At 67.1% G+C, this 16,090-nt stretch carries 13 protein-coding genes; all 13 read left to right on the top strand.

Annotated elements, in window-relative coordinates:
• Positions 1–60 precede the first annotated feature (60 nt).
• The 13 genes from IB242_RS04695 (at position 61) to IB242_RS04635 (ending at position 16,088) form a co-directional block, all read left to right on the top strand.
• On the top strand, positions 61–804 hold the full coding sequence (locus IB242_RS04695) for an SDR family oxidoreductase (protein ID WP_192276305.1): 744 nt from the start codon (positions 61–63) through the stop codon (positions 802–804).
• Between the two features lie 94 nt (positions 805–898).
• Positions 899–1,909, top strand: coding sequence for an SMP-30/gluconolactonase/LRE family protein (locus IB242_RS04690; protein WP_343237086.1), 1,011 nt, complete (start codon positions 899–901; stop codon positions 1,907–1,909).
• A 178-nt stretch (positions 1,910–2,087) separates the two neighbouring features.
• The gene (locus IB242_RS04685; protein ID WP_225540027.1) at positions 2,088–2,855 is read left to right on the top strand and encodes an SDR family NAD(P)-dependent oxidoreductase; all 768 of its coding nucleotides are present in this window, start codon (positions 2,088–2,090) and stop codon (positions 2,853–2,855) included.
• A gap of 25 nt (positions 2,856–2,880) precedes the next feature.
• On the top strand, positions 2,881–4,044 hold the full coding sequence (locus tag IB242_RS04680; protein ID WP_192276301.1) for an MBL fold metallo-hydrolase: 1,164 nt from the start codon (positions 2,881–2,883) through the stop codon (positions 4,042–4,044).
• A 3-nt stretch (positions 4,045–4,047) separates the two neighbouring features.
• Positions 4,048–5,358: an MFS transporter gene (locus IB242_RS04675; RefSeq protein ID WP_192276299.1), complete on the top strand. Its 1,311-nt coding sequence runs from the start codon at positions 4,048–4,050 to the stop codon at positions 5,356–5,358.
• 10 nt (positions 5,359–5,368) lie between these two features.
• A complete protein-coding gene (locus IB242_RS04670; protein WP_192276297.1) occupies positions 5,369–6,097 on the top strand; it encodes an NADPH-dependent F420 reductase in 729 nt (242 codons plus the stop codon).
• Between the two features lie 87 nt (positions 6,098–6,184).
• A complete protein-coding gene (locus tag IB242_RS04665; protein WP_192276295.1) occupies positions 6,185–7,321 on the top strand; it encodes a PQQ-dependent sugar dehydrogenase in 1,137 nt (378 codons plus the stop codon).
• 68 nt (positions 7,322–7,389) lie between these two features.
• Positions 7,390–8,526 (top strand): metallophosphoesterase, encoded by a 1,137-nt coding sequence (locus IB242_RS04660; RefSeq protein WP_343237102.1) that lies wholly within the window; start codon positions 7,390–7,392, stop codon positions 8,524–8,526.
• 291 nt (positions 8,527–8,817) lie between these two features.
• Complete coding sequence (locus tag IB242_RS04655; RefSeq protein WP_197844144.1) at positions 8,818–9,528, top strand: 2Fe-2S iron-sulfur cluster-binding protein; 711 nt, start codon at positions 8,818–8,820, stop codon at positions 9,526–9,528.
• A complete protein-coding gene (locus tag IB242_RS04650) occupies positions 9,515–10,510 on the top strand; it encodes a xanthine dehydrogenase family protein subunit M (protein WP_192276289.1) in 996 nt (331 codons plus the stop codon). Before IB242_RS04655 ends, IB242_RS04650 begins: the two co-directional genes overlap by 14 nt.
• Before the next feature lie 17 nt (positions 10,511–10,527).
• Positions 10,528–12,714: a xanthine dehydrogenase family protein molybdopterin-binding subunit gene (locus IB242_RS04645; protein ID WP_192276287.1), complete on the top strand. Its 2,187-nt coding sequence runs from the start codon at positions 10,528–10,530 to the stop codon at positions 12,712–12,714.
• The gene (locus IB242_RS04640) at positions 12,711–15,158 is read left to right on the top strand and encodes a membrane-bound PQQ-dependent dehydrogenase, glucose/quinate/shikimate family (protein ID WP_192276285.1); all 2,448 of its coding nucleotides are present in this window, start codon (positions 12,711–12,713) and stop codon (positions 15,156–15,158) included. Before IB242_RS04645 ends, IB242_RS04640 begins: the two co-directional genes overlap by 4 nt.
• A gap of 54 nt (positions 15,159–15,212) precedes the next feature.
• On the top strand, positions 15,213–16,088 hold the full coding sequence (locus tag IB242_RS04635; RefSeq protein WP_192276283.1) for an aldo/keto reductase: 876 nt from the start codon (positions 15,213–15,215) through the stop codon (positions 16,086–16,088).
• The last annotated feature ends 2 nt before the right edge of the window (positions 16,089–16,090 follow it).

Raw genomic sequence — 16,090 nt, 5'->3', positions numbered from 1 at the left:
CAACGGTTTTTTCGCGCCGGCAGGCCTTGCGGGCGCACCTAACAGAGGCAGAGAAACATCATGATCAAAGACAAAGTCGTCATCATCACCGGCGCATCCGCAGGCATCGGCGAGGCAACCGCCAAGCTGCTCGCGAGCAAGGGTGCCAAGGTCGTGCTCGGTGCGCGCCGCGAAGACAACCTCAAGCGCATCGCGGACGAGATCCAGCAAAGCGGTGGCCAGGCGATCTACCAGGTCCTGGACGTCACCAAGCAGGAAGACAACGACGCGATCGTCAAGCTCGCCAAGGACACGTTCGGCCGCGTGGACGTGATTTTCCTGAATGCCGGCCTCATGCCGAACGCGCCGCTGTCGGCCCTGAAAACCGCTGAGTGGCACCAGATGGTCGATGTCAACATCAAGGGCGTGCTCAACGGCGTCGCTGCAGTGCTGCCGTCGTTCGTGGCGCAGAAGTCCGGCCACGTGATCGCCGTGTCTTCGGTCGCCGGGCTCAAGGCCTACCCGGGCGGCGCCGTGTACGGCGGCACCAAGTGGTTCGTGCGCGACTTCATGGAAGTCCTGCGCATGGAGTCGGCCATGGAAGGCACCAACATCCGCACCGCGACGCTGTACCCCGCCGCCATCAACACCGAGCTGCTGACGACGTTCAGCGACAAGGAATCGCTGGACCAGATGAAGGGCATCTACGACAAGTACGGCATTTCGCCGGAGCGGATCGCCGATGTCGTCGCCTTCGCCATCGATCTGCCCGAGGACACGACGGTCAACGAGTTCACGGTCGGCCCCGCGAACCAGCCTTGGTAAGGGCGGCGCCATGATTCGGACGTCCATTTGCAAACCGGCCTGCGCAGATGTGCGCAGGCCCGGCGCCAAGATGAAATCAAGAGCAAGCGCAGCGGTGGTGGTCGCCTGCCTGGTCGCCGGGATAGGCTTCACGTCGGCCGTCTCGGCGCAGCAAGGCGCTGCTGCAGGATTGGCCTACGACGCGCAGACGCAGGGTGCCGTGCCGATTCCACCCTCGGAACGCGCCTTGCAGACGGTCGTGGCCGAACCCTGGTTCAAGGTCTCCCACGAGGGCCTGATCCTCGAAGGTGCGATCTTCGACGGTAGCGGCAACCTGCTTTTCTGCGACGTGAGCGGTCGCCGCGTGCTGCGCCTGACGCCGGACAAGCAGTTGTCCACCGTGGTCACCCTCGATGCCCTTCATCCGGGCGGGTTGGCCTTGCATCCTGACGGGCGCCTCTTCATCGCGGCACTGGACATCCCGAAGAACCGGGGCGCGATCTACGCGGTGAACCCGGACGGCTCGGGCCTGCAGCCGATCGTGCCGCCCGTGGCCGGGTACATGCCCAACGACCTGGTATTCGATGCGCGCGGCGGCTTCTACTTCACCGATTTCAAGGGGAATGCGACCGAGCCCAAGGGCGGCGTGTACTACGCCTCGCCGGACCTGACCATCAAGCCCGTCCTGCCCAACCTTGCGATGGCGAACGGCCTTGCGCTCAGTCCCGATGGCAAGTCGCTGTGGGCAACGGAGTTCGGCCGCAACCTGCTGCACCGAATCGAACTGGCGGATGCCACCACCATCGCGCCGATCGGCTCGGCCATTGCCTACCACTTCGTCGGCCCGGCCCCGGACTCGATGCGTGCAGACGCCGATGGCAACGTGTACGTGGCGATCTACGGGCAAGGCCGCGTGCTGGCCTTCAACCTCAACGGCATTCCCATCGGCCAGGTGCTGCTGCCCGGACGCGATGGCGGCCACAACCTGGCCTCCACCAGCCTGGCCATCCACCCGGGCAGGAACGACCTCTACGTCGTCACCAGCGACATGGACAAGGGGCAAGGGGCGGCGGTGTTCCATGCCAAGGCGTTCAGCAAGGGGCTGCCGCCTGCTTCATCTCGATAACGGTATGCCGCCGCGGGCCATCCAGCCCCTGGCGGCCTGATTGGAGGACATGCCCATGGACCGTCGAACATTTCTCACCGCAGGCGCCGGACTGGGTTCGGCGTTGATGGCCGGCTCACTCCTGGGCGCAGCGACATCCAGGGCGCAGACACCGGCGGATTCCCGAAAGGAGGCTTCCATGCCCAACGCACAACGAGGCAGCAAAGCGGGCGGCAAGGCGCGCGTTTTCGTTACCGGCTCGGCCGATGGACTGGGCCACGCCACGGCCAAGACCTTGCTGGCTCAGGGCCACGAAGTCGTCGTGCATGTGCGTTCGCAGGCCCGCATGTCGGCCGTGAAGGAACTCGTGGACCAGGGCGCCGTCGCCACGGTCGGCGACCTGTCCGACCTTGCGCAGATTCGCGATCTCGCCCGCCAGGTCAATGCGATCGGCGCAATGGATGCCATCGTCCACAACGCCGGCGTCCTCAACGGCGCGCAACTGCTGGTCGTCAACGTCGTCGCGCCGTACCTGCTCACGTCGCTGATCCAGCGCCCCAAGCGCCTGATCTACCTGAGCAGCAGCATGCACCGGGGCGGACGCGCCAGCCTGGCCGGCATGGACTGGACCGGCCGCACGTCCACCGGGAGCTACTCGGACAGCAAGCTGTTCGTGACCACGCTGGCAGCGGCCGTCGCACGGCTGTGGCCCGAGGTGTACAGCAACGCCGTCGATCCGGGCTGGGTGCCGACCAGGATGGGCGGCCCGAGCGCGCCCGACGACCTGAGACTGGGCCACCTGACCCAGGAATGGCTCGCCACCAGCGGCGATCCCGAAGCACTGACCAGCGGCGGCTACTGGCACCACCAGCGGCGCGAGCAGCCGCATGCCGCCGTCAACGACACCCGGTTCCAGGATCTGCTGCTGACCGAACTCGCCCGCGCCACCGGCACGAAGCTGTCGTGATGGCCCCCACCACGGTATCCCCTGCATGAAAAGATTCTGGACTCGACTTCTCATGGCCCTTGTCGGTATCGCCATCCTCGGCGTCGTCGGTGTGTTCGCCTACTTGCAGCAACCCGTGTTCGGGGAGCTTCCCAGCGGCGAACGGTTGACGCGCATCGAACACTCGCCCAACCATGCCGATGGCGTGTTCCGCAACCAGATCGACACGCCCATGAAGACGACAGACCAGTCCGAGCTGTCGATGTGGATGGAGACCCTCTTTGGGGAGAAGGGCCAGCCCCGTCCGCCTGGCGCCATTCCCGCGATCAAGACCGATCTCAAGGCGCTCGACCCCGCGCAGGACCTGGTGGTCTGGCTCGGCCATTCCGCCTACTTCATCCAACTGGACGGCAAGCGCATCCTGATCGATCCGGTCTTCAGCACCAACGCCGCACCCATACCGGCAGCGAACAAGGCCTTCGAGGGCAGCAGCATCTACACGGCCGACGACATGCCCGAGGTCGATGCGCTGCTGATCAGCCACGACCACTACGACCACCTGGACTATCCCTCCATCCTGGCCCTCAAACCCAAGGTGAAGCAGGTGATCGTGGGCCTGGGCGTGGGAGCACATTTCGAGCGCTGGGGCTACGACATGCGCACCGTGCGCGAGGCCGATTGGAACGAGGTCGTCGCCCTGTCGCCGCAGGTACAGGTCCACGTCACGCCAGCCCGGCACTACTCCGGGCGAACCTTCACCCGCGACCAGTCGCTGTGGGTCGGCTTCGCACTGGTGTCGCCCGAGCGTCGCCTCTTCGTCAGCGGCGACTCGGGCTATGGCCCGCACTTCGCCGAGATCGGCCAGCGACTCGGCCCGTTCGACTGGGTGGCGCTCGACGCCGGCCAGTACGACCCGCGCTGGGCGAACGTCCACATGACCCCCGAGCAGGCCGTGCAGGCGGCCGAGGACCTGCACGCGCGGGTGCTGATGCAGGCGCACGTGGGCCGTTTTTCCATCGCCCCCCATGACTGGGACGACCCCTTCAAGCGCATGGTCGCCGCCAGCCAAGGCCATGGCTACGCGCTTTGGACACCGGAGATCGGACAGGCCGTGTACCTGGACGGCCGTGCGCAGTCGTTCACGGCCTGGTGGGGGAACGCCGCAGGGAACACACAGCCCCAGCTCGCGGCTGGCGCCAAGGAGAAATAGAGAGTGCATTCCGCCATCTCGCCCCGGTGGCAGCGCCTGACTGGCGTGCGCCCGGAAGAAGCCCCCGCCGTGCTGTGGTCGATGCTGTACGTCATCGCGCTGTTCCTGGCGTACTACGTGCTGCGCCCGATCCGCGACGAGCTGGGCGTGGCCGGTGGCGTGCAAAACCTCCCGTGGCTGTTCACCGGCACGCTGTTGGCCATGCTGGTGGCCAGCCCCTTGTTCGCGCTGGCAGTGCGCAATCTTCCGCGCCGGCAGTTCATCGCCTTGGCCTATCGCTTCTTCGCGGCAAACCTGGTGCTGTTCGCACTGCTGCTGCATTTCGCCGAAGCCGATGCGCAGGTGTGGATCGGACGCGCCTTTTTCATCTGGGTCTCGGTCTTCAATCTGTTCGTCGTCTCGGTGTTCTGGTCCTTCATGGTGGATCTCTTCGACAGCGAGCAGGGCAAGCGGCTCTTCGGGCTGTTCGCGGCCGGCGCCACGCTGGGCGGTCTGCTGGGTTCGGCTATCACGTCCAGCCTGATCGCGCACCTGGACCGCTCCTGGCTGATGGCGATCGCCATCGTGTTCCTGGAATTGGCGGTGCTCGCCTCGCGCCGGCTGTCGCGCATCGCGCCGGCATTCCAGCACGCCGCGCGCCGCGACAACAACCCGGATCAGCCGCTGGGTGGCGGCATCTTCGCGGGCATGGTCCACACCCTGCGTTCGCCCTATCTGGGCGGATTGGCGCTGTTCATCCTGCTGTACTCGGTCACCTCGACCTTCCTGTACTTTCAGCAGGCCAGCATTGCCCAAGCATCGTTTCCCGACCGGGCGGCCCGCACGGCGTTCTTCGCCAACATCGACCTGATCGTCAATGCAATCACGCTGGCGTTCCAGCTCTTCGTCACGGGCCGGATGCTGGCCACCCTGGGCGTCGTGGTGACGCTGTGCGTGTTGCCCCTGGTGAGCCTGCTGGGCTTCGCGGTCCTGGCCGCCAGCCCCAGCGTCGCCGTCATCGTGGCCGCGCAGGTGGGCCGCCGCGTGGCGAACTTCGCGCTGGCCCGTCCCGCCCGCGAAATCCTGTTCACCTCCAGCGCCCGCGAGGACCGCTACAAGGCCAAGAACTTCATCGACACCGTGGTTTACCGGGGTGGCGACCAGCTCGCCAGTTGGGGGTATGCGGGCCTGATGGGCTTGGGCCTGACCCTCGCGCAGATTCCCATGATCGCGGTGCCGCTGTCGGCCGTCTGGCTGGGCCTGAGCGTCTGGCTGGGGCGCACCCACCAGGCGCAGGAGCGGCAGGACGCCGCCGCCGTGCCATCCATCCACTGAGGACACGACCATGAAGCCTTCCCGCCGCTCCGTTCTGAAATCCATGGGCCTGCTGGCCGCGATGCCGTGGCTCATCCCGGCGACCCGCGCGTTCGCGGCCCCGCCGATGCGCATCGGCGTGATCGGCGCGGGCTGGCTGGGCGGCACCGTGGGACGCCTGTGGGTCAAGGCCGGGCACGAGGTGATGTTTTCCTCGCGCAACCCCGACAAGCTGGAGGCCATGGCACGCGAGCTGGGGCCGCGTGCCTCGGTCGGCCAGCCGCTGGCGGCGGCAGAGTTCGGCACCGTACTGTTGCTGGCCGTTCCCTTCGAGGCACTGCCCCAGGTCGGGCGCGATCTGCGCAGCGCCTACCGCGGCAAGATCGTGCTGGACTCCACCAATCCCTGGGGGGCGAACAACGCTGACGTGTACCGCGAGGCGCGCGAACTGGGCGTTGCTCAAACCGTCGTCAAGTACATGTCGGGCGCGCGTCTGGTGCGCGCGTTCAGCGCTGTAGATGCCACCGTGGTCGAAACGTCGGCCTCACGGACCGGCGGGCGCATCGGGATGCCCATCGCCAGCGACGACGCCGAAGCCATGCGGGTCGCCGCCGGCCTGGTGCGCGATGCCGGGTGCGATCCGGTCATCGTCGGCAATTTGGCGGCGTCCGCTTCCTTCCAGCCGGGCGGTCCAGGTTTTCGCGCCCACCTGACAGCGCCGGCATTGCGCCAGCGCCTCGGCCTGCCATCCAGTAGCTGAGCCCGATATGGACATCGAACGAATTCGGCGAACCCGACGCCACGCCCGACTATCCACCGTCCAACCCGCGAATGGAGGCCTGACATCATGAATCTGCGCATGCTCGGCTTTGCTGCCACGCTCTCGCTCACCCTGTACGTTGGCGCCACCACCCCGACGCCCGCCAACGCGCAGGCCACCGCGCCCGCGCCCGGTGGCCTGCCTTTCCAGGTCAAGGCCGTCGGCACATTCGAGAGCCCCTGGGCCATGGCCTTCCTGCCCGACGGCAACATGCTGGTGACGCAAAAGCAGGGCGCGATGATCCTGTTCGACCCCAGAACAGGTGCCAAGCGAACGCTGTCCGGCACACCCGCCGTCAGCAGCAGAGGTCAGGGCGCGCTGATGGACATCGTTCCCGCTCCCGATTTCTCGGCCAGCAAGCGGGTCTATTTCAGCTACTCCGAGCCGGGTTCCGGTGCCGGCAGCCGGGTCGCGCTCGCCACCGCGACACTGGATCAGGCAGGCGGTGCGCTCAAGGAGACGAAGGTCATCTTCCGCGCCCAGGAGGCCTCCACCGGCGGGCATTATTCGGGCCGCATTGCCTTCTCGCCCGATGGCAAATATCTCTTCTTCACCAGTGGCGACCGTCAACTGCTCGATCCGGCGCAGGACCCCCGATCAACGCTCGGCAAGGTGCTGCGCCTCAACCTCGACGGCACACCGGCCGCCGGCAATCCGCTCGCGGCCAAGGGCTTCCACGCCGCCGTCTGGTCCTACGGCCACCGCAATCTGCTGGGCGTCACCTTCGACAAGGAGGGGCGCCTGTGGGAGATGGAGATGGGTCCACGCCATGGCGACGAGATCAACCTGATCAAGCCCGCCCTCAACTACGGCTGGCCCAGGGCATCGAACGGCGACCACTATGACGGCCGGGACATCCCCGACCATGCGCCTGGTGATGGCTTCGAGGCGCCGAAGGTGTTCTGGAACCCGGCCATCTCCCCGGGCGGCCTCGCTTACTACGACGCGGAGCTGTTCCCGCAGTGGAGGAATTCCCTCTTCATCACCGGCCTCTCAGGCCGGTCGCTGGATCGCATTGCCCTCGACGGTGAGAACGCGACCCAGGCAGACCATTGGGACATGGGCGAACGCATCCGCGCCGTGCGCACCGGGCCGGATGGCGCGCTATGGCTGCTGGAGGACGGCACGAGCGGCCGGATGCTGATGCTGACGCCGAAGGGTTAGCACAGAGGGCCCGACGTAGCGCACAGACATGACCTGAGAAAGAGTCCCTGCCCATGAGCTTGACCTTCGTGTTCTTCCGTTCCGTGGTGCTGACCTTGGTGGTCGGCCTGTTCCTGCTGGCGAGCGGCAGAGCCGCTCGCAGGCCGAGGGTGCAGGCAGCCTTCTGGACGACCGCCGCGCTCGTGCATCTGGTCTGGTGGTTCCTGCCCGACCTGGAAGGCGTGTGGAGCCAGGGGGGGCGTTGGCTGGTCAGCGCCTGGGTCGGCGCACTGGTGACGGCGGTGCTCCTGATCGTGCCCTTCGCGCTGTTCCTGGCCGTGCGCTGGGCGCTCCGGCGACGCTCGCCTGCAGGGGCGCAGGCGCACGGCCCACGGGTGCAGATCGTGTACGTCGGCCTGTCGCTGGCCGTCGGCATCGCCGTGAGCTTCGGCACCATCGGCGGACCCGTTGTGCGCGAGGAAGTGATCCAGGTGCGCGGCCTGCCCGAGGGCCTGGACGGCCTGCGCATCGCCAACATCGGCGATGTCCATGTCGGCCCCTTCATCAAGCCCGCCGACCTCGCCGCCGCGGTGGATCTCGTCAACGATCGCAAGGTGGACCTGCTGGCGATCACCGGCGACCTGATCGACGACCTGGACCAGCTCGAACCGACCCTGGACGCCCTGGAGCGCAGCGAGGCGCTGCCCGTGCTCTCGATCCTCGGCAACCACGACAAGTACCCCAACGAGGCCGCCGTGGTCGCCGCCCTCAAGCGCCGCAATCCGCGCATCGAGGTGTTGATCAACAGCAGCATCCAGGTACACCCGCGCGGCGTTGCGCTGCGCGTGGCCGGCGTGGACTACCCGCTGGCCGCGGACGGGCGCCACATGCTGCCGCGCGACGAGCAGGATGCCGCGATGCTTCGGTTCGCCGACCTCGCGTTTGCGCAAGCCACACCCGGCGAGCCGCTGGTCGTGCTCTCGCACCATCCCGAGTTCTTTCCCATTGCCACGGCGCGCGGGGCCATGCTCACGCTGTCCAGCCACACGCACGGGGGCCAGGTGCGCCTGTTCGGGCGGCCGGTGATCGTCGCCTACGACTACATGCACGGCATCTACCAGGAAGGGAACGCCTATCTCGACGTGAACTCGGGACTGGGGCACTGGCTCCCATTGCGCATCGGCGTGCCGCGCGAGATCTCGATCGTCACGCTCCGGCGCGGCTGAAGCAGTTGATCACACAGACGACAGCAGGGCCTTGAACCCACTCACCAGGAGGACCTCATCCAACCGCATTTGATTCCGAGCACCCACAAGACGCGGAAGTAGCTGATACCGCATCGGACGCGGCCACCCCAGGCCATGCCAAACCGCCTACGCCTTGAGCGTTAAAGAAAGGACCCCACGATGAAATACCCCATCGAGACCGAAGCTCCGGTCGAACTGAGCGCCGACGAAGCGGCGCTCCTGAGCGAGATGCCCGAGTTGGATGGTGTCGGCCAGTCGCGGCGCACCTTCATGATCAATTCCGCCGCGGGCGGGATCGGTCTGTTCGCGGCGAACCTGCTGGCCCAGGAGGCGGCATTGGCGCAGATGCCTCTCGCCGAGGGCGCGGCCGTGGCGCCGATCAAGGCGCAGAACGTCGTCAAGGTGGCCTTCCAGGTCAATGGTGTGCAGCAGACGCTGGAACTCGATTCGCGTGTGGTGCTGCTCGACGCCCTGCGTGAACACCTGGCGCTGACCGGATCGAAGAAGGGCTGCGACCAGGGCCAGTGCGGCGCCTGCACGGTGTTGGTGAACGGTCAGCGCGTCCTGTCCTGCCTCACGCTGACCGCGACGCTCGAAGGTGGCGAAGTCACCACGATCGAGGGGCTGGCCCAGGGCGATCAACTGCACCCGGTGCAGGCTGCTTTCATCAAGCACGACGGCTTTCAGTGCGGCTACTGTACGCCGGGACAAATTTGCTCGGCGGTGGGCCTGCTGGGCGAAGCACGCCGTGGCGACGTCAGCCATGTCACCGCCGACGTGCGCAAGACCACCACGCGCCTGACCGATGAAGAAATCAAGGAACGCATGAGCGGCAACATCTGCCGCTGCGGTGCCTACCCGGGCATCGTCGCCGCGGTGCAGGAGGCGCATTCCGGCCGCCAGACGGCCCAGACCTGGCAATTCGCCACCGAGACGCAACTGGCGTCGGTGCGCAAGGAGGATGGCCATGAGACCGTTTGAATATGTGCGGGCGGCCGATGCCGCATCGGGCGCCGCCGCCGTGGCGAGCGTGCCTGGCGCGAAGTTCCTCGCGGGCGGGTCCAACCTGGTCGATCTGATGAAGGAAGACATCGAGCGGCCCCCTCGCCTGGTGGACATCCGCCAGTTGCCGTTGCGCCAGATCCAGCGCACCCGCGCCGGACTGTCCCTGGGCGCGCTGGCGACCAACACCGAGACCGCCAACCATCCGCTGATCCGCGAGAACTACCCGCTCCTGACCCAGGCCATCGTCGCGGGCGCGTCGGGGCAGTTGCGCAACATGGCGACCAACGGGGGCAACCTGATGCAGCGCACGCGCTGCAACTACTTCTACGACATCGCCACGCCGTGCAACAAGCGCGAGCCCGGCTCGGGCTGCGGTGCGCGCGAGGGGTTGAACAAGATCCACGCCGTGCTCGGCTGGAGCGAAGCCTGTGTGGCGACCTACCCGGGCGACATGGCCAACGCGCTGGTTGCCCTGGACGCCAACGTGCGCGTGCGTGCGACGGACGGACGCGAGCGGCTGATCCCGATCGCCGACTTCCATCGCCTGCCAGGCGACACCCCGCAAAGAGACAACAACCTCGAACACGGGGAGCTGATCCTCGCCATCGAGCTGCCGGTCTCGGCGGCCGAGTTCGCGCGCAACTCGCACTACCTCAAGGTGCGTGATCGAAGCTCCTACGCCTTCGCCATGGTCGCGGTCGCCGCTGCCCTGCAGCTCGACGGCGGCGGCACGATCCGGCAGGCGCGGGTGGTGCTGGGCAGCGTGGCCCACAAACCCTGGCGCAGCGCCGAGGCCGAGGCCGCGCTGATCGGCGGCCGCGCCAACGAGGACACCTTCCGCCAAGCGGCCCAGGCCGCGCTGCGCGAAGCCCGTCCGCTGGCCCACAACGCCTACAAGGTGGAGCTGGGTCAACGATCCGTCGTGCGTGCGCTGATGCGCGCCGCCAAGCTGGCTTGAGCGCAAGGAGAATCATCATGGCACGCTATCTCGGAAAAGAGACGACCCGTGTGGACGGGATCGCCAAGGTCACCGGCAAGGCCAAGTACACGGCCGAGTTCCAGGTTCCGCACGCCGCCTACGGTTTCATCGTGCTGAGCACGGTGGCCAAGGGGCGGATCACCGCCATCGACACCCGTGAAGCCGAGCGGGCCGCGGGCGTCGTGCGCGTCTTCACCCATCTCAATGCGGGGCGCCTGGGCAAGCCGCCGGCCGCCGATGCGCCGCCGCAATGGGCCTGGCCGCTGCAATCGGACCGAGTGTTCTTCAATGCCCAGCCGATCGCCCTGGTGGTCGCCGAGACCTACGAGCAGGCGCGCCATGCCGCGCGGCTGGTCAAGGCCACCTACCAGACCGAGCCGCACGTCACCGAGCTTGAGACGGTGCTGGGACGCGCCGAGCCGGCACCGCAGAACACGCCGCCGCGGGGCAATCCCGCCCGAGCGTTGCAGGGTGCCGAGGTCAAGGTCCAGACCGAATACCACATCCCGATCAACCACCACAACCCGATCGAGCCGCATGCGGCGATCGCCTTCTGGGAAGGCGATCAACTCACGATCTTCGACAAGACCCAGAACGTCTATGGCGTCCAGAAGCACCTGGCCGAAGGCCTGGGCGTGCCGGCCGAGAACATCCGTGTGGTGTCGCCCTTCGTCGGTGGCGCCTTCGGCTCCTCGCTCAAGCCCAACTACTACCCCTCGCTGACCGCCATGGCCGCGCGTGAACTCAAGCGGCCGGTCAAGGTGGTCTTCACCCGCACGCAGATGTTCACCGGCCATGGCTACCGGCCGCAGACCATCCAGAAGGTCGCGCTGGGGGCGGACCGCAGCGGCAAGCTGCAGGCCATCGTGCAGGAGGCGTTCCACAACACCTCTTCGTTCGAGCCGTTCTCGGACAACACCACCGGCTTTCTCAAGCAGGTGTACGCCTGTCCAAACCTGGACATGCCGCTGAAGGTGGCGGCCACCGATCTGTCCACCCCGACCTGGATGCGCGCGCCAGGGGCGGTCAGCGGCATGTTCGCGCTGGAGAGCGCGATGGACGAGCTGGCCTATGCGCTGAAGATCGATCCCCTGCAACTGCGCCTGATCAACTACGCCGAGGTCGATCCGGTCAGCGGCAAGCCGTTCTCCAGCAAGGCCCTGCGCGAGTGCTACCGGCTGGGCGCAGAGAAGTTCGGCTGGAAGAACCGCAACCCCGAGCCGCGCTCGATGCGCGACGGCAAGCTGCTGGTCGGCTGGGGCATGGCGTCGAGCGTCTGGGGCGCGATGCAGATGCCCGCGAGTGCCCGCATCACGTTCCGCGCTGACGGCACCGCCAGCGTCGCCAGCGCCACCAGCGACATCGGCCCGGGCACGTACACGGTCATGACCATGATCGCCGCCGAATTCCTGGGGCTTCGGCTGGACCAGGTGAAGTTCGAGCTGGGCGACACGCGCCAGCCCCAGGCGCCGGCCCAGGGCGGATCGTGGACGACTTCCAGCGTGGGTTCTGCCGTGCGCGGCGCGGCGCTGACGATCACTGCGAAGCTGCTGGAGCTGGCGAACCGTGACACCGCCTCGCCGCTGAGCGGCGTCGCCGCGGAAAACGTCGAGATGCTCGACGGCCGCCTGCGCATGAAGAGCGACCCGTCGCGCGCCGTCGATATCGCAGAGGTCATGCGCAGAACCAACACCCAGGAGATCACCGAGACCTACGACTCCACGCCATCGCCCGAGCGCGACAAGTACGCCTCGCTCGCCCACGGCGCCCAGTTCGTCGAGGTCAAGGTCGATCCCGACCTGGGCACGATCCGGGTGACCCGGGTGATCGAGATCACCGCCTGCGGAAAGATCCTCAACCCGCTGGCCTCGCACAGCCAGGAGATCGGCGGCGTGGTCTGGGGCATCGGCATGGCGCTGGAGGAGGCCACCGAAGTCGATCATCGAACAGGCCGCTTCATGACAGCCAACCTGCAGCACTACCACGTGCCGGTGAATGCCGACATCCACGCCATCGAGACCATCTTCGTCGAGGAGGACGACACGATCGTCAACCCGCTGGGGGTCAAGGGCATGGGCGAGCTGGGCATGGTCGGCATTCCGGCGGCCATTGCCAACGCTGTGTACCACGCAACCGGCAAGCGCATCCGCGACCTGCCGATCACCCCGGAGAAACTCCTGTGACTTCACCCACCCCCGCAACGCACTCCAAGGCGAAGAGTCCTCAAGACTTCACCGCCCAGTCGTCTCATTCGTGGCCCCGGCGCATCGCCGCGCTGATCCTGCTTGTATTCGGCTTGGCGCTTGCGGTGGGTGGTGTGATCCTGGTCGCCAACGGCGGCTCGGTCTACTACCTGGTCACCGGCTTGGCCTATGTGCTGAGCAGCGTGCTGATCTGGCGCGGCGATGCACGAGGGGCTTGGGTCTATGGCGCGATGCTGGTCTGGACCGTGGCGTGGAGCCTTTGGGAAGTCGGCTTCTCCGGCTGGCAACTCGCACCCCGGCTGATTGCGCCCTTCGTCCTCGCGGCGTTGTTGTTGCTGCCATCGATCAGGCGGCTACCGTCGCCGTGGCAGCTTCCTGGTCGAGCCACCTTTGCTGGCGCTCTGGTCGCAGCGGTGGTCGTGGGCGGCATTGCCCATAGCCTGGGCGAGGACACCGAAGTGCCCTCCCTGCGACGCGGTGTCCAGGCGCAGGCGCCGGGCGCACTGCCTCAGCCGCTGGCGACGATCGACCGCGACGACTGGCAGGCCTACGGCAACGACCAGGGCGGCACACGTTTCAGCCTGCTCGATCAGATCAATACCACCAACGTCACCGGCCTGACCAAGGTCTGGGAGGCCGAGATGGTGGCGACGGTGCCCGGCGAGATGAACGCGCTGCAGGTCACGCCCATCATGGTTGGCGGCACGCTGTACGCCTGCGATGGGAACAACGGCGTGCATGCGTTCGACGCCGAGACCGGGGAGGTTCGCTGGCGGCGCAACGTCTCCAACGGCCAGGAGCCGTCCGGCAAGCCCTGCCGCGGCGTGGCCTACTACAAGGTGCCGGACGCCCCGCAAGGCAGCATGTGCGCGGAGCGCATTTTCGCCCCCAGCCACAACCCGACCCTGGCCGCCATCGACGCACGCACGGGCGAACTCTGCCCTGGCTTCGGCAACAAAGGCCTGGTCGATCTGCAACAGGGGATCGGCACCTATCCGCATGGCCTGTTCTACGTCAGCTCGGCGCCGCAGGTAATCCGCGGCAAGGTGGTGGTCGGCGGCGGCATCCCGGACGGCCAGTACTGGGGCGGTCCCTCCGGTGTCATGCGGGCCTTCGACGCTGTGACCGGCGAACTTGCCTGGGCCTTCGACGCCGGCGTGCCGGATCGCATCGGCGCACCGCCGGAGGGCGAGGTCTATACGCCCTCCCTGCCGAACAGTTGGGCACCGATCAGCGCCGACGAGAAGCTCGGCTTGGTCTATATGCCGATGGGTGGCGCCACGCCCGATGCCTACGGCGGCCAGCGCCGCCCGTTTGACGACGACATCGGCAGCGCTGTCGTCGCGCTCGATGCCGAGACCGGCCGGATGCGCTGGCGCTTCCAGACCACCCACCACGACATCTGGGACTACGACGTCGCCTCGCAGCCGACCTTGGCCAACCTGCCCACGCCGCAGGGCGTGCGACCAGCGTTGATCCAGCCAACCAAGCGCGGCGAAATCTTCGTGCTCGACCGCGAGACCGGCGAGCCGATCAAGACGGTGCGCGAGTTGCCCGTGCCACAGGGCGGCATCGCCGAGGGCGAGCGCCTGTCCCCGACGCAGCCTGAATCCAGCGACCTGCCGGCCTTCCGCGAACCCGAGCTGCGCGAGAAGGACATGTGGGGCATGACGCCGCTCGACCAACTCTACTGCCGCATCGAGTTCAAGCGCTCGCGCTACGAGGGCATGTTCACTCCCGTGACGCTCAACAAGACCATCGTGATCGCGCCCGGCTCCATGGGCGGCGTCAACTGGAACGGCATCTCCCTCGACGCCGACCGCGGCATCATGATCGTCAACTGGACCCAGGTGCCGGACCGGCTCGAACTGATCACGCGGGAGGAGTCCACGCGCCGCAACTTCCAGATCGCGCCGGGCCTGGATGCGGGTGGCCAGACCGACCAGCCGATGCTGAACACGCCCTATGGCGCCTACCGCACGCCGTTTCTCTCGCCGCTGGGCTCGCCTTGCACGGCGCCGCCATGGGGCCTGATCGCTGGCGTCGATCTGGTGAACGGCAAGCTGCTCTGGTCCAAGCCGTTCGGCACCGGGCGCGACATCGGACCGCTGAAGCTGGGTATCAAGACGATGCTCCCCATCACCATCGGAACGCCGACCGCGGGCGGCGCGGTGACTACACGCGGCGGCCTGGTGTTCGTCGGCGGTGCGGCCGAGCACACCTTCCGGGCGCTGGATGCCGCCACCGGCAAGGAGCTGTGGAGCAGCCGTCTCGCCACCAGCGCCAACGCGACGCCGATGACCTACCGCAGCCCAGTCAGCGGGCGGCAGTTCGTGGTGGTGGCTGAGGGCGGCAGGCCCGCCTACGGCACCAAGCCGGGCACAAAACTGGTGGCCTTCGCACTGCCAGCGGCCCCGAAATGAATGCTTCGAGCTACCCCTTCCTCTGCGCAGGGAACGACCTACAGGAGTCAGAAGATGAAAGTTGATGCCAGCCTTTCCGGCCAGTTCGCCATCGGCGGCGACCTGGCGGTCAACCGCCTGGGTTTCGGCGCGATGCGCATCACCGGCCCCGATGTGTGGGGCGAACCGGAAGATCGCGACGAGGCGATCCGCGTTCTGAAGCGCTTGCCGGAGATCGGTGTCGATCTGATCGACACGGCCGACAGCTACGGGCCGTTCGTCAGCGAACAGCTCATCGCCGAGGCGCTGCACCCTTACGGCGGGATCAAGATCGCGACCAAGGGCAGCCTTGTGCGCTACCCCGGCAATTCCACCAACCCTTCCTGGCCGGTGATCGGCGATCCGGCCTATCTCCGTCAATGCGTTTACCTGAGCCTGCGACGCTTGAAGTTGGAACAGATCGATCTCTGGCAGCTTCACCGCATCGACCCGAGGGTGCCGCGCGCGGAGCAGTTCGATGCCATCCGCGAATTCATCGATGAGGGTCTGATCCGGCACGCAGGCCTGAGCCAGGTGTCGGTCGAGATCATCGAAGAGGCGCGCAAGGTCTTCCCGGTAGCGACGGTGCAGAACCGCTACAACCTGGCCGACCGGGCGGATGAGGACGTGCTCGACTACTGCGAGGCAAACGGGATCGGATTCATCCCCTGGTTCCCGCTGGCGGCGGGCGATCTCGCCAAGCCGGGCGGCGCGGTGGACGCGCTCGCCAAGGCGAGGGGCGCAACGTCCGGCCAGATCGCACTGGCCTGGCTGTTAAAGCGCAGCCCCGTGATCCTGCCCATTCCAGGCACCAGCAAGGTAGCGCATCTGGAGGAAAACGTGGCAGCTGCGGCGATCGCGCTCAGCGACGAGGAATTCGCTGGACTCGACGCTGCCGCTCCGCGCGATTGAAC

Origin of the sequence: Xanthomonas sp. XNM01 (assembly GCF_014851915.1) — a bacterium.
GTDB lineage: Bacteria > Pseudomonadota > Gammaproteobacteria > Xanthomonadales > Xanthomonadaceae > Pseudoxanthomonas.
The sequence above is the reverse complement of the archived record's forward strand: the minus strand, read 5'-3'. Positions and strand labels throughout refer to the sequence as shown.

Excerpts from the sequence above, each read along its gene's own strand:
- IB242_RS04655 (WP_197844144.1), top strand. The coding sequence starts at position 8,818 with ATGATCAATTCCGCCGCGGGCGGGATCGGTCTGTTCGCGGCGAACCTG.
- IB242_RS04670 (WP_192276297.1), top strand. The coding sequence starts at position 5,369 with ATGAAGCCTTCCCGCCGCTCCGTTCTGAAATCCATGGGCCTGCTGGCC.
- IB242_RS04650 (WP_192276289.1), top strand. The coding sequence starts at position 9,515 with ATGAGACCGTTTGAATATGTGCGGGCGGCCGATGCCGCATCGGGCGCC.
- IB242_RS04635 (WP_192276283.1), top strand. The coding sequence starts at position 15,213 with ATGAAAGTTGATGCCAGCCTTTCCGGCCAGTTCGCCATCGGCGGCGAC.
- IB242_RS04680 (WP_192276301.1), top strand. The coding sequence starts at position 2,881 with ATGAAAAGATTCTGGACTCGACTTCTCATGGCCCTTGTCGGTATCGCC.
- IB242_RS04645 (WP_192276287.1), top strand. The coding sequence starts at position 10,528 with ATGGCACGCTATCTCGGAAAAGAGACGACCCGTGTGGACGGGATCGCC.
- IB242_RS04665 (WP_192276295.1), top strand. The coding sequence starts at position 6,185 with ATGAATCTGCGCATGCTCGGCTTTGCTGCCACGCTCTCGCTCACCCTG.
- IB242_RS04695 (WP_192276305.1), top strand. The coding sequence starts at position 61 with ATGATCAAAGACAAAGTCGTCATCATCACCGGCGCATCCGCAGGCATC.
- IB242_RS04685 (WP_225540027.1), top strand. The coding sequence starts at position 2,088 with ATGCCCAACGCACAACGAGGCAGCAAAGCGGGCGGCAAGGCGCGCGTT.